This window comes from Sphingobium sp. RS1 (assembly GCF_056156825.1).
Genome location: NZ_JBLZXE010000002.1, coordinates 1,496,856 through 1,514,825, shown reverse-complemented (window position 1 = coordinate 1,514,825; position 17,970 = coordinate 1,496,856). Strand labels below are relative to the sequence as shown.

Below are 17,970 nucleotides of genomic sequence, written 5' to 3'. Positions count from 1 at the left end.
GGCAGATGCGCTGGCCGCGGGCGAACGCGAAATGGGCGCTGGGCAGCTTTGCGCTGGCGCTGACCCTGCCGGTCGTCGCGCAGCAGGCGCCCGAATCGCTGTTGCCGCCCGGTTTCGGCGATGCGCCCGAAGCACCGCCCGCGCCGCGTCCGGCCTCGCCGGCACAGGGGGCGCCCGTTACGGTGAGGCCTCCAAGCGCCGCGCCGTCTGCGCCCATGGTGCAGCCGCTCAATCCGGCGACGCCGCCTGACCTGTCGCTGGTGCAGGCGCAGAATGCCGCCGAAGACGCGCTGACGCCTGAAGAGATTGCGGCACAGAAGGCGAAATATGACCTGCCCGAAACGGCGCGCCGGTCGCTGGACCGGATCGGGCCGCTGACGCCGCAGACGCGGGGCATGGAGCCGGATGCGTTCGGCAATGAGTCCGGCAAATATCTGGCCGCGCTGATGAAGGAAACCCATGCGCCGATCGTGTCGCGCTGGGCCTCCATCCTGCTGCGCCGGGCGCTGCTGAGCGCGGTAGAGACGCCGCGCGACATTGACGGCGCGGACTGGGCAGCGGAGCGCGCCTGGCTGCTGCTGCGCATGGGCGAGGCGGACAATGCCCGGCTGATGGTGCAGAGCGTGGATGCCGACCGTTACTCGCCGCGCCTTTATGCCGTGGCGATGGAAACCTATCTGGCTGCGGCCGATCCGGCAGGGCTGTGTCCACTGTCGGCGGGCGCGCTGCGCTTCAGCAAGGCGCCCGGCTGGGACATGACGCGGGCGATCTGTCCGGCATTGTCGGGCGATCAGGGGACGGCCAGCGGCGCGCTCAACCAGGCGCAGCGCAAGGGTGTGGTGCGCGGCATCGACTATCGGCTGGCGGAGAAGGTCGTCGGTACGGGGTTCAACGCGCGTCGGTCGGTGAAGATCGAATGGGACGGCGTTGACCGGCTGACCGCCTGGCGCTTTGGTCTGGCGACGGCGCTGAATGTCGAAATCCCCGATACGCTCTATGGCACGGTCGGCCCGCATGTGCGGGCATGGGAGGCGCGCGCGCCGGCCCTGAGCGCGGTCAAGCGTCGGCCCGGTGTTGAGATCGCGGCGCGGCTGGGCGTGCTGTCCAGCGCGGCACTGGTTGGCTTCTATGGCCAGTTGGGCACGGATGGCGATGCACCGGCTGATGCCGCCGACCGGATCGAATCGCTGCGCACCGCCTTTGCCGGGGCGACGGTAGGTGACCGGATCGGCGCGATGCACAGCCTATGGGGCGACAATGGCAAGCCCGATTATCTGGGCCTGATCGCGACGGCGCGGGCGGCTGCTTCCTTGCCGGTGGCGCAGGCTGATGCGCAGGATGCGGCCAATCTGGTCGGTTCCATGCTGACGGCGGGCTATGACCGCAATGCGGCGCGTTGGGCACGGGCGATCGGCCAGCTGGACGGGGCGGGTGCCTCGCAATTCTGGGCCTTGCTGGCCGTCGGCGCACCGAGCGCCGTGGTTGAAATCAACAGCAGCCGCGTGTCCGGCTATGTCGGCGATGCCGGTGCCGAAAAGGGGCGGATGCTGATCGCGGCGCTGGCCGGTCTTGCGCGCCTGTCGGGGCAGGATGCTGCATCGCTGGCGCAGGATAATGGCTTTGCGCTGGCCGCCAACAGCCGCTGGGCGCGTGCGATCGGCGCGGCAGCGCAGCGGGGCGAGAAGGGCACGGTCGCCCTGCTGGCGGCGGTGGGCATGCAGGGCAATGACTGGAGCCGGCTGCCGGCCGGGCATCTCTATCATGTCGTGGCGGCGCTGCATCGCGTGGGCCTGGACCCCGAAGCGCGGATGATCGCGGCCGAGGCGATCAGCCGGTCCTGACCATGACGCAGGATGATGCCGTCCTGATCGACCGCTTTCTGGAAATGATGGCGGCGGAACGCGGCGCGTCGCGCAATACGCTGCTGGCCTATCGCACCGACCTGAGCGGGGCGGACGCATTGCTGGGCGGGCTTGCCGGCGCGGATAAGGCGAAACTGGAGGGACTGGTGGCGGCCTGGGCGGAACTGGCCGCGTCGTCGGTGGCCCGCAAGACGTCGGCGCTGCGGGCCTTTTACGGCTTTCTGGAAGAGGAGGGGCTGCGGGCCGACAATCCCTCGGCCGCCTTGCCGCGCCCGGTAACGCGCCGGCCATTGCCCAAGATTCTGTCGACGGCCGAGGTGGACGGTTTTTTCACGCAAATCGCTGCGCGGACCGATGTGTCGCATCCCGCGCCGCTCGACCTGCGGCTGTCGGCGTTGATCGAACTGCTTTATGGGTCCGGCCTGCGCGCAACCGAACTGGTGTCGCTGCCGCGCCGGGCGCTGGCTACCGACAGGCCCTTCCTGATCCTGAAGGGCAAGGGCGCGCGCGAGCGACTGGTGCCGATTTCCGGCCGGGCACGCGCTGCCGTAGCCGCATGGCTGCCGCATGTGCCGGCGGACAGCGTCTGGCTCTTTCCTTCGGGCAAGAGCCATCTGAGCCGCATTCGGCTTTATCAACTGGTCAAGGCATTGGCGGCGGCAAGCGGGATCGCGCCGGAGCGGGTCAGCCCCCATGTGCTGCGCCACGCCTTTGCCACGCATCTGTTGGAAGGGGGGGCGGACCTGCGCGCGCTCCAGTCGATGCTGGGCCATGCCGATATCGGGACGACGCAAATCTATACCCATGTCGATAGTAGGCGGCTGGTCGAACTGGTCAATCAGCGGCATCCGCTGGCGGGCATGCGCGCGAAGAAGCCGCATCCGCGCGTTGACGACGACGCGCCAGCGCCGTAACGCACGGGCCATGGTAAGCTTTCTGGAATTTGAAAAGCCGATCGCGGAGCTGGAAGCCCGCATCGTCGAACTGCGCGCCACCGCCAGCGTGGGCGACATCAACATCGACGGCGAGATCGCGACGCTGGAGCAGCGCGCGACCAAGCTGTTGACCGATACTTATGCGAAGCTGACGCCCTGGCAGAAGACCCAGGTGGCGCGGCACGCCGAACGCCCGCATTTCAAGGATTATGTCGTGGGCATGTTCGACAATTTCATGCCGCTGGCCGGGGACCGCGCCTTTGCCGACGATCAGGCGATCATCGGTGGATTCGCCACGCTGGGCGAGCGCAAGGTGATGGTGATCGGCCATGAGAAGGGCGACGACACTGCCAGCCGCGTGCGGCACAATTTCGGCATGGCCAAGCCCGAAGGATACCGCAAGGCGATCCGCCTGATGGAACTGGCCGACCGTTTCGGCCTGCCGGTAGTGTCGCTGGTCGACACGTCGGGCGCCTTTCCCGGTGTGCAGGCGGAAGAGCGAGGGCAGGCGGAAGCCATTGCGCGCTCGACCGAGGCCTGCCTGAAGCTGGGCGTGCCGATGGTCGCCGCAGTCGTGGGCGAGGGCGGTTCGGGCGGTGCGATCGCGCTGGCGGCCGCCAACCGCGTGCTGATGTTCGAACATGCCATCTATTCGGTGATTTCGCCCGAAGGTTGCGCGTCGATCCTGTGGCGCACCGCCGACAAGGCGAGCGACGCGGCGACGGCGATGCAGGTCACGGCGCAGCATCTGAAAACTCTGGGCGTGATCGACCGGATCGTGCCGGAGCCGGTGGGCGGCGCCCATCGCGAGCCGGTGCAGGCGATCGCCAGCCTGGGCGCGGCGATCGAGGCGGAACTGGATGCGCTTGACGGTTTGTCGGCCGACGCGCTGCGCACCGACCGCGCCGACAAGTTCCTGGCGATCGGCGTTTAAAGGCCGGATTTATCGACTCGAACCGCCCCGCTGATTGCACGGGGGGCGCTAAATCGCTCGCCTTTTTCGGAACGGCTCGCCATGTCCATCGTTACGTTGGGGTAACGTCGAGGGTGGAGAGTCATGAACTGGAAGTGGAAGCTGGGCGGCGCTGGCGCGGTGTTGGCAATGGCGGCGAGCGCGCCGGTGGTAATCGGGCAGCAGCGCGCGATTCGCACGGTGTCGAACATCAGCGCGCAGGACAAGGCGAGCGGCGCCAAGCAGCATCCTGAATTGCTGAAGGAATTTGGCGGGGCCTATGCAGGCCCGCAGGCCAAATATGTCGAGAGCGTCGGTCGTCGCATCGCGGTGCAATCGGGCCTGTCCAATGCGCAGGGCGATTTTACCGTCACGCTGCTCAATTCGCCGGTGAACAACGCCTTCGCCATTCCCGGCGGCTATGTCTATGTCACGCGGCAGCTGATGGCGCTGATGAACGACGAGGCGGAACTGGCCGGCGTGCTGGGCCATGAAGTCGGCCATGTTGCGGCCCAACATGGCCAGCGGCGACAGAAGGCGGCGCAGCGCAATGCGATTGGCGGGGCGCTGCTGGGCGCGCTGGCAGGCGCTTTGCTGGGCGATTCGGGTTTTTCGGGGCTGATCCAGAAGGGGATTGGCACCGGCAGCCAGTTGCTGACGCTGAAATTCTCCCGCAGCCAGGAATATGAGGCGGATGATCTTGGCATTCGCTATCTGGCGAGCGGCGGCTATGATCCCCGTGCCTTGTCCGGCATGCTGGCTTCGCTGGCGGCGCAGAGCGATCTGGACGCGCGGGTGGCTGGCAGCGCGCGATCCATGCCCGAATGGGCGAGTACCCACCCCGATCCGGGCGCGCGCGTCCAGCGAGCCGCCAGCGCGGCAGCGGCCACGCGGGTGACCAGCACGGTGCGCAACCGGGATGCCTTCCTGAATGCGGTGGACGGCGTCCTTTATGGCGACGACCCCAAACAGGGGGTGATCGACGGCAATCGCTTCCGTCATCCCGACCTGCGCCTGAGCTTTGCCGTGCCGAGCGGCTTTGGCATGGAAAATGGGGCGGATGCGGTGTCGATCACCGGATCGGGCGGGCAGGCGCAGTTCAGCGCGGCGCCCTATACGGGCAATCTGGAAGCTTACATCAACAGCGTTTTCGCCAAGATGGGCGGCGGGCAGAGCGGCGTGCCGGCGGGCGAGGTGAGCCGGACGACGGTCAACGGCCTGCCAGCGGCTTACCGTACCGTTCGTGCATCGACCCAGTCGAGCCAGGTGGATGCAACCGTGTTCGCTTATGATTTCGGCGGCGGGAAGGCCTATCATTTCCTGCTGCTGACGCAGGCCGGGCAGGGAATGGGGGCGTTCAGCCCCATGGTCCAGTCGATGCAGCGGTTGAGCGCGCAGGAGGCGGCGGCGATCAAGCCGCGCCGCGTGGATGTCGTTACCATCAAGGCGGGCGACACGATACAGTCCATGGCCAAACGCATGGCCTATAGCGATTATCAACTGGACCGGTTCCTGACCATCAACGCGTTGACCGCCAACAGCAGTCTGCGGCCGGGCCAGCGGGTGAAGATCGTGACATGGTAATCGCGTAAACGAAAAGAGGCGGCGGACTTGCGTCCACCGCCTCTTTCTCAATTCGACTAACGTCGCAGGGCTTACTTCAGGTTGCCCGAAACGTTGTTGAAGGTCGAACCCAGCTTGGTGCCCAGGCTGGTCATCGCGCCGATGGCGGCGACGGCGATCAGAGCGGCAATCAGGCCGTATTCGATCGCGGTGGCACCCTTTTCGTTCTTCAGCATCTTACGGATGAACTGCATGTGACGTCTCCTTGAATGGATTACTACGTTAAACTACCCGGCCGCCCCGCTTGGATAATTCGTGGTCAGCAAGGATCGAATTAGAGAAACCCGGTTGAAAAATTCTTAATGGCAGAATTATCTGTCAAATATTCATGGTTAATATTTGGTAACTTCTGTTGCGACGTTGTTCCACATGCCGGTCGTCTTCGTGGCAACGTTGTTGAGTGCGGCAATCATGGCCAGTACGACCATGGCGATAATCAGTGCATATTCGACCGCCGTGGCGCCGCGCTGGCATCGCGTCAGCCGCATCCGGGCGATGATTTCGACAAGCGCGCGCATATGATCCCCGTTTCGCTACAGACAGTCCCCGATGAACATGTAAAGGAAGCAGGGTTAACAAAGCCCTCCCGACAGGACCGATATGCCCTCTTTTTCTCCTTTGCTGGTGGTCGCCGTGGCGTTGGTGGACGCAGACGGGCGCGTTTTGCTGCAACAGCGTCCCCCGGGCAAGCCGATGGCGGACCTGTGGGAATTTCCGGGCGGCAAGGTGGAGCCGGGCGAAACGCCCGAGGCGGCGCTGGTCCGTGAACTGGAAGAGGAACTGGGGATCGAGACTCATGCAAGCTGCCTGGCACCCGCCGCCTTCGCGAGCGAGCCGCTGGGCGACCGGCATCTGCTGCTATTGCTTTATGTCTGCCGCAAGTGGACGGGCCTGCCGGAAGCGCGTCATGCCACGGCGCTCAAATGGGTAAAGCCGGCGCAAATGTATGCGCTCGATATGCCGCCGGCGGACCTGCCGTTGATCGGGCTGCTCGAAGCGTTGCTGTAAACGAAAAAGGGGCGCTTCACTGGAGCGCCCCTTTCGGTATCGGTACTAATCGAAAAGATCAGTCTTCCTTCGCCTTGCTCTGCAATTGGACATAATTCTGGATGCCCATGCGTTCGATCATTTCGAACTGCGTTTCCAGCGTGTCGACATGCTCTTCCTCGCTTTCGAGGATGTACTGGAACAGGTCGCGGCTGACGAAGTCCTTGATCGATTCGCAATAGGCGATCGCTTCGCGCAGGACCGGCAGCGCCTCATATTCCAGTTCAAGGTCGGCCTTGAGGATTTCCTCTACCGTCTCGCCGATCTTCAGGCGGCCGAGCAGCTGGAAATTGGGCAGGCCGTCGAGGAAGAGGATGCGCTCCGCCACCTTGTCCGCATGCTTCATCTCGTCGATGGATTCTTCATATTCGAACTTGGCCAGCTTCTCGATGCCCCAATGATTGAGGACGCGATAATGCAGGAAGTACTGGTTGATCGCGGTCAGCTCATTCTTGAGGACCTCGTTCAGATAATCGATGACTTTCGCGTCGCCTTTCATGGCGCTTCACTCCGGCAGTTAAAGGGAATGCCGGACTTATAGGCGTATTTCACCTGTCTGTTAAGGTGAAAACCCTAGGAAATCTGGGCTTTTTTACCACGCTATTGCGTGATGGTCGCGACTGGCTGATGCGGCTGCTTCGCAGTCCTGTCAGTCGGCAGGTCAGGCAGAAGCGCGTTCCGCTGCGATGATGGTGCGGGCGAAGGACACGCACTGGCCGCATTTGGGGCGACGGCCAAATTGGGCATAGGCGCTGCACGGCGTATCCGCCCCGTTGCGCGCGGCTTCCCGTACATCCTTTTCACGAATGGCATTACAAACGCAGACGACCATCGAAGACACTCTCCTGACGAATCCGCAGATAGCGTGTCTGATAATGGGTCGCAATAGTATTCAGTCGCTTTTGCGAATCTTTTGCGGTCGGCCGCGGACGAGGCTGCGCCACAGCCATTCGGCCGGACCCAGCGCGAATCGGGTCGCATAGGGTTTCGACCAGGCCAGCATCGCGATCCAGCCCGCGAGGACGAAGAGCGGCAGGACGGCCGGCGGTATGCTGGCGTAGAGGCCAAGGCCCCAGCCGTAGAAAAGCGCGGTCATGACAAGGCTGGTGGCGAGATAGTTGCTGAGCGTGAGCCGGCCGGCTGCGGCGAGGCGATCGATCAGCGGGTGGCCGCGATGGCGGGCGGCGAGCCAGAGGATGAGCGCGGCCCAGCCCACGGTCAGCGGAATGCGGAAGGGCAGCGACCAGGCGAGGGCGGTGCCATAGGTGGGGAGCGGGGCAAAGCCGCTAAGCACCACCCACAGCGCCAGCGCGGCCATCGGCGGCACGCCGATCAGGAAGCAATGGCGCGCGGTGCGGCGATATTGCTCCGCATCCCAGGTGCCGGTGAGGAAGCCGCCTTTCAGCATCGCCATGCCCAGCAGCATGAAGCCGGTGGTTTCAAAGGCGGTGAAGAGGAAGCCCCAGAGCCAGTCGCCGGGCAGGCCGGTCAGTTTATGCTGGAGGATGCCGGCAAAGCTGCCGCGATAAATGAGGATGTCCGCCTGGGTCGAGGGGCTGGCGGGATCGGACAGGGCGGCCATGAAGACGGCATAGCCTTCGCGCATGGCGCCGGTCGCGCCCGGCGCGGCGGCGGCATGGCCCCAGAGATAGAGGCTGGCGATGAAGGTGGCGACCAGCAGGAACTGGAAGAGGAAGAAGAGCATCGCGCGCTTGACCAGCGCAAAGGGTTCGAGATGGACGAACAGCAGCGCGAACAGGCTGACCAGTGCATAGACGCGCAGGATATCGCCCCACCAGAGCAGGAAGAAGTGGGTGCAGCCAAGGACGAACAGCCAGCCGGCGCGGATCATCTGCGCCCGCCGGCCGTCGCGCCCGGCCATTTCCTCCCGGTCGATCAGCAGTAGCATGGACGCGCCGAACAGCAGGGCGAAGAGGCCGCGCATCTTGCCGTCGATGAAGATCAGGCTGACCGCCCATGCGGCGATGTCCGCGGCCGAGGGCGCGCCCGCCACCGCCGGGTTGAAATAGGCATTTTGCGGCAAGGCGAAGGCCGTGATGTTCATCCACAATATGCCCAGCACCGCGCAGCCGCGCAGTATGTCCATGGCGGGAATACGGGATGAGGCGGTCATGAAGCGGATGATCCTGCTGATACTGGTCAAATAGGCAAAGCTCTGCCATGCGCCTAGCCATGAACGAGGCCCGCAAGCAACGGATAAGCGACGCATTCGGCGCGGCGGCGGCGCATTATGATGCCTATGCCGGGCCGCAGCGGCTGGCGGCGACGCTGGTGGCGGATCTGGCGCAGCGGCAGCGGCCCGATGGCGTGGCGCGGATATTGGAGATTGGCTGCGGCACCGGCTTCCTGACGCGGGACATTCAGGCGCGCTGGCCGGGGGCGGAATTGACCGCGACCGATATTTCGCCCGGCATGCTGGAGCAGGCGGCGGCAAATGGCCGGGTAGCGGGCCGGTTCATGACCATGGACGGGGAAGCGCCCCTGTTCGACGGGCCATGGTTCGACCTGATCCTGTCCAGTCTGGCGTTTCAATGGTTCGACGATCTGGAAGGTGGCATTGCGCGGCTGGCACGGCTGCTGCGGCCGGGCGGGAGCCTGATCTTTTCCACCATGGGGCAGGGCAGCTTTGCGCGCTGGCGTGCCGCCCATGCGGCTTGCGGGCTGACGAGCGGGGTGCCCGACTATCCCACGCTGGATGCGCTGCGGGCCATGCTGGCGGGCCATGCGGACGCCTTTGCCTTCGACGAGGATTATCCGCTGACCTGTAACGGTGCGCGCGGGCTGATTGCGCATTTGAAGGGTATTGGCGCGGTCGTGCCGAGCGAGGGTCGCAAGCCGCTCGCGCCATCCGAACTGCGACGGGTGATGGCCGCGTTCGAGACGGACGGTGGCAAGGATGGCTATCAGGTGCTGTTTGCGCGGGTGACCCGGCCAGCGCTGAAGGACGCCGTCTCCGTTTAGAGCATGCGGCGTTAGATTCGACGCGGATCGCATGCTCTAAGTTTTTGTCGTCGCATCGTTTTAAGCGGAAAACCGGTTCCCACTTTTCCGCACGATGCTCTAACTTCGCATATTTCCCGTAGAATCGCACATTTTATTGCGTCGGGCTGATCCTATCGGAAAGAGGGCGCGCCAGTATAGCGCGAGACCGCAGGATAGGACAGGCTGGTACTCATCATGATGGCATGGCATGGCCGGGCTATGACTTCGATCATCCGCCCTGCGCTATCGTCCGATCTGGCCGCTCTGTCGGCGCTCAAGCTGGCGGCCTTTCGCGAGACGTTCCTCGACGGCTTTGCCATTCCCTATCCACCCGCTGACCTCGCCCGGTTCGAAGCGGACAGCTATGGCCCGGCAAAGGTGGCGGCGGAACTGGCTGATCCGGCCCATGCGACCTGGGTGGCGCAGGATGGCGAGGGGCGATTGCTGGCCTATGCCCATGTCGGCCCGTGCAAATTGCCGCATCCCGAGGCCAGGGCGGATCAGGGGGAGTTGTACCAGCTTTATGCGCTCAACGCGGCGCAGGGGCAGGGTATCGGGCGGGCGCTGATGGATGAGGCGCTGGGCTGGCTGGCAGAGTTTATGCCGGGGCCGGTATGGCTGGGCGTCTGGTCGGGCAATGCGCGCGCACAGGCGGTCTATGCCAGGCGCGGGTTCGAGAAGGTCGGCGAATATGGCTTTCCCGTCGGCGACTGGACGGACGCGGAATATATCTACCGCCGGGGATAGGCGGGAGCGGGAGGGTGTCCCGCTCCTGATCCTTTAGAGTTCACTGTCCATCAGGGCGGGGAAGAAGCCTTCATGGGCGGTGCGCAGCGTGTCGAGGGCGACGCCCGCAACGCTGGTGCCGCCGACGGTGCCGATCCTGACCGCGCCGGGGACGTCCACGCCCGCCGCCGTGGTGACGACATAACGGCCCTGATCTTCGCCAAAGGCCGAGGCGGTGGTCAGGGCAACGTCCAGCGTGGCGCCGATCTTGCCGGCCAGCGCCATTTCCGCGATCGTGACGATCAGGCCGCCATCGGCGATATCATGCACGGCAGTTGCCTTGCCATCCGCGATCAGGGCGCGGACGAGGTCGGCATTGGCGCGTTCGGCGGTCAGATCGACCTTGGGCGCTTCGCCCGCTTCACGGCCGGCGATTTCGCGCAGCCAGATGGTCTGGCCGAGGTGGGAACCCTCTCCGCCGATCAGCCAGATGGCATCGCCCTCCGCCTTGAACGCGACCGTCGCCATGACATCCACATCCTTGAGCAGGCCGATGCCGCCGATCGCCGGGGTCGGCAGGATCGCCGAGCCGCCGCCGGTCGCCTTCGATTCATTGTAGAGCGAGACGTTGCCCGACACGATCGGGAAGTCGAGCGCGCGGCAGGCGTCGCCCATGCCTTCAAGGCAACCCGTGAGCTGCGCCATGATTTCCGGGCGCTGCGGGTTGGCGAAGTTGAGGCAGTTGGTGACGGCGAGCGGGGTGGAACCCACGGCGCTGAGGTTGCGATAGCATTCGGCGATCGCCTGCTTGCCGCCTTCATAGGGGTCGGCATAGCAATAGCGCGGGGTGCAGTCGGTGCTGATCGCAATGCCCTTTTGCGCGCCATGGACGCGCACGACAGCGGCGTCGCCGCCGGGACGCTGTACCGTGTCTGCGCCGACCATGTGGTCATACTGCTCCCAGATCCAGCGACGGCTGGCGATGTCGGGGCTGCCCATCAGGGTGACGAGGTCCGCGCCAATATCGGCGCTTTCGGCGATCTCGCCTAGCGCTTCGACCTTCGACCAGAGCTTATAGTCTTCCTTCGGCATGGAGGGGCGGTCGTAGAGCGGCGCGTCGTCGGCCAAAGGGGCGAGCGGGATGTCGCAGACGATCTCGCCCTTATGCTCCAGCACCATGCGGCCGGTGTCGGTGACATGACCGATGACGGCGAAGTCCAGTTCCCACTTTTTGAAGATCGCTTCGGCAAAAGCCTCGCGGCCGGGCTTCAGCACCATGAGCATCCGCTCCTGGCTTTCCGACAGCATCATTTCATAGGTGGTCATGCCGGTTTCGCGCTGCGGCACGTCATCCATCTTGAGGTGGAGGCCCACGCCGCCCTTCGACGCCATTTCGACGCTGGAGGAGGTGAGGCCGGCAGCGCCCATATCCTGAATGGCGACGATCGCGTCCGACGCCATCAGTTCCAGGCAGGCTTCGATCAGCAGCTTTTCGGTGAAGGGATCGCCGACCTGAACGGTCGGGCGCTTGGCGTCGGCATCGTCGCCGAAATCGGCGCTGGCCATGGTCGCGCCATGGATGCCGTCACGGCCGGTCTTCGACCCCACATAGACGATCGGGTTGCCGACGCCGCTGGCGGCCGAATAGAATATCTTGTCGGTGTCGGCGACGCCCACGGTCATCGCGTTGACCAGGATGTTGCCGTCATAGGCGGGGTGGAAATTCACTTCGCCGCCCACGGTCGGCACGCCCACGCAATTGCCATAGCCGCCAATGCCATGCACCACGCCGCTGATGAGATGCTTCATCTTGGGGTGATCGGGGCGGCCGAAGCGCAGTGCGTTCATGTTGGCCACCGGACGCGCGCCCATGGTGAACACGTCGCGCAGGATGCCGCCAACGCCCGTCGCCGCGCCCTGATAGGGTTCGATGTAGGACGGGTGGTTGTGGCTTTCCATCTTGAAGATGGCGGCCTGCCCGTCGCCGATATCGACCACGCCGGCATTTTCGCCGGGACCGCAAATCACCTGCGGGCCTTTGGTCGGCAGCTTCATCAGGTGGATCTTGGAGGATTTGTACGAGCAATGCTCCGACCACATGACCGAGAAGATGCCCAGTTCGGTCAGGTTCGGCTCACGGCCGATCGCCTTCAGGACGCGGTCATATTCTTCCGGGCTGAGGCCATGTTCGGCGACGACTTCCGGGGTGATGTGGGGTGCGGTGCTGGACATGTGCGCGCCTTTAGCGGGGGCGTGGGATAAGAGCAATGGCGGGCGTGGCGAATGGAGCGATGGCGGCGCCTGCCCCGCGGCATCCTCGGTTCATCCCGGCGGCAACCTTTCGTTAATCACCTTCCCCAAAGGTCATGGGTGGAGCGGGGTGGCGATTCGACGGAGATTGAGGCCACAGAGAGGTTTTCCATGAAGAGGAGTGACTTCTTCTATTTTTCCAGCCGTTGCAAAAAGCAGCGTCTGATGGAGCAGGCGTCCACATCGGAACGTGCCAGGATGGCGCACCGGCGACTGGCCAACGCCTATGCCGACCGCGCGGCGCTGGCGATGCTCAACAGCGAGTGAGAGTTGAAGCGCCGTGAAATAGCCATATTCGTCATTGTGAGCGCAGCGAAGCAATCCATGTGGCGCGATGGATTGCTTCGCTGCGCTCGCAATGACGGCCGCCTTGCGGGGGCCAATAAAAAGGCCGGACCTTTAGGGAAAGGCCCGGCCTGAAAATCAGGAAAAAGTCGTGCGACTCAGACGTGGCAGGCCTGGGCGCCCTTGCCCGGCACGGTGATGGTCACGTCATTGCCCGAACCCTTGACCTCGAAGCCGCCTTCGGCGGTGAAGGGCTGGCCGGCTTCGGCCGCCTTCAGCGTGGTGGCGTTGCCGGTCTTTTCGGTGCGCAGCAGGGCGGTCTTGTCGTCGCTCATATAATCGACGAAGATCAGGCTGTTGTCCTTGCAACGAAACTGCTTGTTGGCCTTGACCGACGGCGGCAGTTCGACCGGCGCGGCATTGGCAAGCTGAGCCGCCATCGGGTCGGCAGGGCCGCCCACGACTTCGGGTTCGTCATTCTTGTTGCAGGCCGACAGCAAAGCAACGCTGGCGACGGCGATGAGGGGGAGATACTGTTTCATAGCGATCCTTTTATGTGCATGCGCAACATGGTGCGTCAACGCAAAACTACGCGGTTCCCGCTATGTCCCCTGAAATGACGTCATGACCATTTGATGACAGCGATTGCGGAGGGGCTTATTGGCGGGGCGGGCTTGACCGGGGCCGTGGCGGCGGCCAATGCAAGGGCATGGCTGAGGAAATTTCCACCCCCGACACCGATACCCTGTCGTTCGAGGACGCGCTGCGCGCGCTCGAAACGATCGTTCGCCGGCTGGAAAGCGGCGACGTGCCGCTGGACGAGTCGATTTCGCTCTATGCGAAGGGCGAGGCACTGCGCAAGCGCTGCACCGAGCGGTTGCAGGCGGCCGAGGCGCGCATCGCCAAGCTGACGGTCGACGCCAATGGCGCGGTGACCGGCACCCAGTCCTTCGGCGCGGACTGATCCGCATGACCGGGGGCGTAGAGGGGGCTTCCGCAACAGCGCTGGTGACTGCGCGTGCGACCGAAGTGGCGCGCGCGATCGACGCAGCCTTCGACCGGTTGCTGCCGGTGCCGCAGGATGCGCGGGTCCGCCTGTATGACGCGATGCGGCATGCGGCGATCGGCGGCGGCAAGCGGCTGCGCCCGCTACTGGTGCAGGCGACCAGCGACCTGTTCAACATTTCGGGCGATTCGGCGCTGCGGGTCGGCCTCGCGGTCGAGTGCATCCATGTCTATTCGCTGATCCACGACGACCTGCCGGCGATGGACGATGACGACATGCGCCGCGGCAAGCCGACCGTGCACAAGGCGTTTGACGAGGCGACCGCGATCCTGGCGGGCGATTGCCTGCACGACCTGGCGTTCGAGATACTGGCCGATGAGGAGACGCATCCCGATCCGTTCGTGCGGATCGAGCTGGTCAAGGCGCTGGCGCTGGCGAGCGGGCCGGCGGGCATGGCAGGCGGGCAGATGATGGATCTGGAGGCGGAAAAGACCCGCTTCGACCTCGCCACCGTGACGCGGCTGCAAAATTTGAAGACCGGGGCGCTGATCGCCTTCTGCGTGGAGGCCGCCGCGATCATGGCGCGCCTGCCGCATGAGGCGCGCACGGGCCTGCACGGCTATGCCCGCGACATCGGCCTGGCTTTCCAGATTGCCGACGACCTGCTGGATGTCGAGGGTGACGCGGCGCTGGCGGGCAAGGCGCTGGGCAAGGATGCGGCGGCGGGCAAGGAAACATTCCTGTCCCTGCTGGGCGTGGAGCGCGCGCGCGAACAGGCGCATATGCTGATCGCGCAGGCCAAGGCGCATCTGCACGGATATGGCCCGGAGGCCGACCTGCTGCGTGCCATTGCCGACTATATCGTGGAGAGGGACCGCTAATATCATGAGCAAGCAGCGTATCGGCGTCTATCCCGGCACTTTCGATCCCATCACGCTGGGCCATATGGACATCATCCGGCGCGGCGCGAAGCTGGTCGACAAGCTGGTGATCGGCGTGACCACCAATATCAGCAAGTCGCCCATGTTTTCCGACGAGGAGCGGCTGGAGATGGTGCGGCGCGAATGTGCCGGCATCGACACGGAGATCGTGGTCACCGGATTCAATTCGCTGCTGATGGACTTTGCCGAATCGCAGGGCGCGAGCGTCATCATCCGGGGGCTGCGCGCGGTCGCAGACTTCGAATATGAATATCAGATGGCGGGCATGAACCAGCAGATCAACGGCCGGATCGAGACGGTTTTCCTGATGGCGGACGTGTCGTTGCAGCCGATCGCGTCGCGGCTGGTCAAGGAAATCGCGCTGTATGGCGGGCCGATCCACAAATTCGTCAGCCCGGTGGTGCGCGACGAAGTGGTGGCGCGGGTGGAAAAGATCGGGCGAAAAGGAACGGTGAGTCTTTAGTTGGAGAACTGCACCAGCCCGCTCCCCCACCCGGCCTCCCAATCAGGATACACTGTGGGAGGCCGGTGGGGGAGCCGGCTGGTGCGGCCTCAAAAATGCGCTCTACCGCGCATTTTGCAAAGGACTCGATCGTTTCAGCCGTCGTTCAGTTGCCAATCGCGATCAGGGCGCTATCAGGGCGGCTTGGCCCCATGGCTTTTACGAGATCAAGGAACTGCTGCTCCATGCGTTTGACTAGCGCGCTCAAGACTCTGGCGATCAGTTTCGCCCTTACCGCGTCCGGCGTGGCTCTGGCCCAGGGTGGCGGGGGCGGCAATGCCGAGGAAATGAAGAAGGCCGAGGCCGCGGTGCGCGCGCAGGACAATGCCAAGTCGCTGGGCAATGACCTGACGCCCAAGCTGCCGCCGGCCACGATCCCCGCCGATCCGCAGAATATCTGGGATCTGGATCTGTCGAGCGGTGGCCGCGTGCGCATCCAGTTGCGCCCCGATATCGCGCCGAACCATGTCGAGCGGATCAAGGAACTGACGCGGCAGGGCTTTTACAATGGCCTGAAATTTCACCGCGTGATCCCCGGCTTCATGGCGCAGGGCGGCGATCCCAAGGGTGACGGTACCGGCGGTTCGCAGCTGCCCGACCTGAAGGCCGAGTTCAATCCGATGCCGCATCTGCGCGGGACGTTGTCGATGGCGCGCGCGCAGAGCGAGGATAGCGCCAACAGCCAGTTCTTCATCGTGCTTCTGCCGCGCATGCAACTCGACAAGAAATATACCGTCTTCGGCCGCGTGATCGAGGGCATGCAATATGTCGACGCGATCCATGAGGGCGAGCCGCCGGCCGACCCGACCGTGATCCTCCAGGCCTCGATCGAGAGCGACGGCAAGCCGCCGGTCACGGCTGCGCCGCCGCCGGCACCGCCGGTGTCGATCATCGACACGCCTGCGCCCAAGAAGGTCGCGCCGAAGAAGAAATAAGCCGGTTCGGCTGTTGCTGTAGTTTCAAGGCCCCGGTCGCTTCCTTGGAGGTGAGCGGGGCCAAGCTGTTTGGATGAAGCGTTTCCAGCCATGCGCGTAGACCTTTTCGATTTCGACCTGCCGGCGGAGAATATCGCGCTGCGCCCTGCATCGCCGCGCGACAGTGCACGGATGCTGCTGGTGCCGGGCGATGGCGCGATGCAGGACCGGATCGTGCGCGATTTGCCGTCGATGCTGCGCGCGGGCGACGTGCTGGTGTTCAACGATACCAGGGTCATTCCCGCCCAGCTGGAGGGCATGCGCGGCGAGGCGCGGATCGGTGCGACGCTGCACAAGCGGCAGGGCTTGCGGCAGTGGCAGGCGTTCCTGCGCAATGCCAAGCGGGTGAAGGTGGGCGACCGGATCGATTTCGGCGCGGGCGTGACGGCGATTGCCGGGCCGCGTGATGATGATGGCGGCGTGACGCTGGACTTCGAAGGCGACGAGCCGGTCGAGGTGCTGCTGGAGCGGGCGGGTCGGATGCCGCTGCCACCCTATATCGCCAGCAAGCGCCCGACCGACGAGCGCGACCGCAGCGATTATCAGACGATGTTCGCGCGGGAGGATGGGGCGGTCGCCGCGCCGACCGCTGCGCTGCATTTCACGCCGGAACTGATGGCGGCGATCGCCGATGCCGGGATCGCGACCGAGACGCTGACGCTGCATGTCGGGGCGGGCACGTTCCTGCCGGTCAAGGCGGACGATACCGACGACCATCGCATGCATGCCGAATGGGGGCGGATCGACGCGGCCACGGCCGACCGGCTGAACGCCGCGCGGGCAGCGGGCGGGCGGCTGATCGCGGTGGGCACCACGTCATTGCGCCTGTTGGAAAGTGCGGTGGGAGAGGATGGCGTCATCCGCCCCTTCGCCGATGAAACCCGCATCTTCATCACGCCGGGCTATCGCTTCAAGGCGGTGGACGGGCTGATGACCAATTTCCACCTGCCCAAGTCCACGCTTTTCATGCTGGTCAGCGCCCTGATGGGCACGGAGCGGATGCAGGCTGTCTATGGCCATGCGATCGAAACGGGATATCGTTTCTACAGCTATGGCGACAGTAGCCTGCTCCTGCCCGACCGGTCGGTTTAGAGCGAGACGATCTATAGCTGAATCATCATTGCGAGCGTAGCGAAGCAATCCACGGGCGTGACACTGGATTGCTTCGCTACGCTCGCAATGACGGGGTAGGGCGCCTTCACCCCATCGCAGTTTAACCGCGGGCGCGGCTGCGCGCGAGGCTGAAGACGCCATAGCCGACGGCTGCCAGCGTGCCGAGCTTGGCGATCGTCTTGATCGTGCCGGATGCCACATAGCCCAGGATCGCGCCCTTGACGCCGCTGTCGCCGTCCCGGCGATCAATGGCTGCGCCGACGACGGTACCTACCAGATTCTTCATAGATGCTCTCCGTTGTTGCAGGAGGGGCAGCGTTTCGGCGCGGGGAAAGTTCCGCCGGCGGTCGATGGGGCGATTTGGTTCGGGGATGAAACCTTTTGCGCCTCATGCGTTGTTTTTACAGGCAATATGAGGACAAGGCCCATGCAGACCGTTTCCCGCACGGCGCAGCCGCCCTTCGCACCGGGGGTCAGCCCGCTTTATCATGCCGGCGCCGCCAACCATTGTCCGTCCTGTACCCGGCAGCAATGGATCGTCGGGCGGATGGTCGCCGAATGCGCCTTTTGCGGCACGGCATTGCCGCTGGAGCAGTTCAGCACCTATAGCGCCAGCCCGCGCTTCGCCTGTCAGGGGCCGAGCGACGACATGCTACCGGAGCATATGCGCCCTGTGGTGTAGCTGTCGCGC

22 protein-coding genes are annotated in these 17,970 nt (G+C 64.6%); 14 read left to right on the top strand and 8 right to left on the bottom strand.

The genetic code is table 11. From position 1 onward, the window contains the following. The first annotated feature begins 5 nt into the window (after window positions 1-5). The 4 genes from ACNHGR_RS08940 (at window position 6) to ACNHGR_RS08925 (ending at window position 5,333) form a co-directional block, all read left to right on the top strand. Window positions 6-1,841: a hypothetical protein gene (locus ACNHGR_RS08940; RefSeq protein ID WP_475285518.1), complete on the top strand. Its 1,836-nt coding sequence runs from the start codon at window positions 6-8 to the stop codon at window positions 1,839-1,841. A gap of 2 nt (window positions 1,842-1,843) precedes the next feature. Then, complete coding sequence (locus tag ACNHGR_RS08935; RefSeq protein ID WP_475285516.1) at window positions 1,844-2,776, top strand: tyrosine recombinase; 933 nt, start codon at window positions 1,844-1,846, stop codon at window positions 2,774-2,776. A 10-nt stretch (window positions 2,777-2,786) separates the two neighbouring features. Next, window positions 2,787-3,731, top strand: a complete 945-nt coding sequence (locus ACNHGR_RS08930; RefSeq protein ID WP_475285514.1) for an acetyl-CoA carboxylase carboxyltransferase subunit alpha — start codon at window positions 2,787-2,789, stop codon at window positions 3,729-3,731. Window positions 3,732-3,854: 123 nt separating this feature from the next. Then, window positions 3,855-5,333 carry a M48 family metalloprotease gene (locus ACNHGR_RS08925; protein ID WP_475285512.1) on the top strand — a complete coding sequence of 493 codons (1,479 nt, stop codon included), beginning with the start codon at window positions 3,855-3,857 and terminating at the stop codon, window positions 5,331-5,333. A 71-nt stretch (window positions 5,334-5,404) separates the two neighbouring features. Here ACNHGR_RS08925 and ACNHGR_RS08920 read toward each other — a convergent pair whose 3' ends face one another. Together ACNHGR_RS08920 and ACNHGR_RS08915 are read right to left on the bottom strand one after the other, a co-directional pair. Next, window positions 5,405-5,566 carry a Flp family type IVb pilin gene (locus tag ACNHGR_RS08920; protein ID WP_056687935.1) on the bottom strand — a complete coding sequence of 54 codons (162 nt, stop codon included), beginning with the start codon at window positions 5,564-5,566 and terminating at the stop codon, window positions 5,405-5,407. Window positions 5,567-5,704: 138 nt separating this feature from the next. Further along, window positions 5,705-5,890, bottom strand: coding sequence for a Flp family type IVb pilin (locus ACNHGR_RS08915; protein WP_184266418.1), 186 nt, complete (start codon window positions 5,888-5,890; stop codon window positions 5,705-5,707). 82 nt (window positions 5,891-5,972) lie between these two features. Between ACNHGR_RS08915 and ACNHGR_RS08910 the strand changes: the two genes are divergently transcribed. Then, window positions 5,973-6,380, top strand: coding sequence for a (deoxy)nucleoside triphosphate pyrophosphohydrolase (locus ACNHGR_RS08910; RefSeq protein ID WP_475285510.1), 408 nt, complete (start codon window positions 5,973-5,975; stop codon window positions 6,378-6,380). Window positions 6,381-6,438: 58 nt separating this feature from the next. Here ACNHGR_RS08910 and bfr read toward each other — a convergent pair whose 3' ends face one another. The 3 genes from bfr to ACNHGR_RS08895 form a co-directional block, all read right to left on the bottom strand. Then, complete coding sequence (gene bfr / locus ACNHGR_RS08905; protein ID WP_184266413.1) at window positions 6,439-6,918, bottom strand: bacterioferritin; 480 nt, start codon at window positions 6,916-6,918, stop codon at window positions 6,439-6,441. 162 nt (window positions 6,919-7,080) lie between these two features. Beyond that, window positions 7,081-7,251 carry a (2Fe-2S)-binding protein gene (locus ACNHGR_RS08900; protein WP_093013101.1) on the bottom strand — a complete coding sequence of 57 codons (171 nt, stop codon included), beginning with the start codon at window positions 7,249-7,251 and terminating at the stop codon, window positions 7,081-7,083. Window positions 7,252-7,311: 60 nt separating this feature from the next. Then, complete coding sequence (locus ACNHGR_RS08895; RefSeq protein ID WP_475285507.1) at window positions 7,312-8,553, bottom strand: DUF418 domain-containing protein; 1,242 nt, start codon at window positions 8,551-8,553, stop codon at window positions 7,312-7,314. Window positions 8,554-8,612: 59 nt separating this feature from the next. Between ACNHGR_RS08895 and ACNHGR_RS08890 the strand changes: the two genes are divergently transcribed. Both ACNHGR_RS08890 and ACNHGR_RS08885 read left to right on the top strand, forming a co-directional pair. After that, window positions 8,613-9,401, top strand: a complete 789-nt coding sequence (locus tag ACNHGR_RS08890; RefSeq protein ID WP_475285505.1) for a methyltransferase domain-containing protein — start codon at window positions 8,613-8,615, stop codon at window positions 9,399-9,401. Window positions 9,402-9,641: 240 nt separating this feature from the next. Continuing rightward, complete coding sequence (locus ACNHGR_RS08885; protein WP_475285503.1) at window positions 9,642-10,169, top strand: GNAT family N-acetyltransferase; 528 nt, start codon at window positions 9,642-9,644, stop codon at window positions 10,167-10,169. Between the two features lie 33 nt (window positions 10,170-10,202). On the opposite strand, the gene purL is transcribed toward ACNHGR_RS08885, so the two are convergent. Beyond that, window positions 10,203-12,380, bottom strand: a complete 2,178-nt coding sequence (gene purL, locus ACNHGR_RS08880) for a phosphoribosylformylglycinamidine synthase subunit PurL (RefSeq protein WP_475285502.1) — start codon at window positions 12,378-12,380, stop codon at window positions 10,203-10,205. Window positions 12,381-12,569: 189 nt separating this feature from the next. Here purL and ACNHGR_RS08875 point away from each other — a divergent pair, with 189 nt between their 5' ends. Further along, complete coding sequence (locus ACNHGR_RS08875) at window positions 12,570-12,725, top strand: hypothetical protein (protein ID WP_475285500.1); 156 nt, start codon at window positions 12,570-12,572, stop codon at window positions 12,723-12,725. Between the two features lie 176 nt (window positions 12,726-12,901). On the opposite strand, the gene ACNHGR_RS08870 is transcribed toward ACNHGR_RS08875, so the two are convergent. Beyond that, a complete protein-coding gene (locus tag ACNHGR_RS08870) occupies window positions 12,902-13,285 on the bottom strand; it encodes a hypothetical protein (RefSeq protein WP_184266401.1) in 384 nt (127 codons plus the stop codon). 167 nt (window positions 13,286-13,452) lie between these two features. On the opposite strand from ACNHGR_RS08870, the gene ACNHGR_RS08865 reads away from it, so the two are divergent. The 5 genes from ACNHGR_RS08865 (at window position 13,453) to queA (ending at window position 17,258) form a co-directional block, all read left to right on the top strand. Next, window positions 13,453-13,707 (top strand): exodeoxyribonuclease VII small subunit, encoded by a 255-nt coding sequence (locus ACNHGR_RS08865; RefSeq protein WP_475285498.1) that lies wholly within the window; start codon window positions 13,453-13,455, stop codon window positions 13,705-13,707. A 5-nt stretch (window positions 13,708-13,712) separates the two neighbouring features. Then, window positions 13,713-14,630: a polyprenyl synthetase family protein gene (locus ACNHGR_RS08860; protein ID WP_475285496.1), complete on the top strand. Its 918-nt coding sequence runs from the start codon at window positions 13,713-13,715 to the stop codon at window positions 14,628-14,630. 4 nt (window positions 14,631-14,634) lie between these two features. Beyond that, window positions 14,635-15,153, top strand: coding sequence for a pantetheine-phosphate adenylyltransferase (gene coaD, locus ACNHGR_RS08855; protein WP_184266390.1), 519 nt, complete (start codon window positions 14,635-14,637; stop codon window positions 15,151-15,153). Window positions 15,154-15,377: 224 nt separating this feature from the next. Beyond that, the gene (locus tag ACNHGR_RS08850) at window positions 15,378-16,127 is read left to right on the top strand and encodes a peptidylprolyl isomerase (protein ID WP_475285494.1); all 750 of its coding nucleotides are present in this window, start codon (window positions 15,378-15,380) and stop codon (window positions 16,125-16,127) included. 90 nt (window positions 16,128-16,217) lie between these two features. After that, window positions 16,218-17,258: a tRNA preQ1(34) S-adenosylmethionine ribosyltransferase-isomerase QueA gene (gene queA / locus ACNHGR_RS08845; RefSeq protein WP_475285492.1), complete on the top strand. Its 1,041-nt coding sequence runs from the start codon at window positions 16,218-16,220 to the stop codon at window positions 17,256-17,258. Window positions 17,259-17,379: 121 nt separating this feature from the next. On the opposite strand, the gene ACNHGR_RS08840 is transcribed toward queA, so the two are convergent. After that, window positions 17,380-17,565, bottom strand: coding sequence for a hypothetical protein (locus ACNHGR_RS08840; protein ID WP_184266383.1), 186 nt, complete (start codon window positions 17,563-17,565; stop codon window positions 17,380-17,382). 141 nt (window positions 17,566-17,706) lie between these two features. Here ACNHGR_RS08840 and ACNHGR_RS08835 point away from each other — a divergent pair, with 141 nt between their 5' ends. Beyond that, window positions 17,707-17,961 carry a hypothetical protein gene (locus ACNHGR_RS08835; RefSeq protein WP_475285490.1) on the top strand — a complete coding sequence of 85 codons (255 nt, stop codon included), beginning with the start codon at window positions 17,707-17,709 and terminating at the stop codon, window positions 17,959-17,961. The last annotated feature ends 9 nt before the right edge of the window (window positions 17,962-17,970 follow it).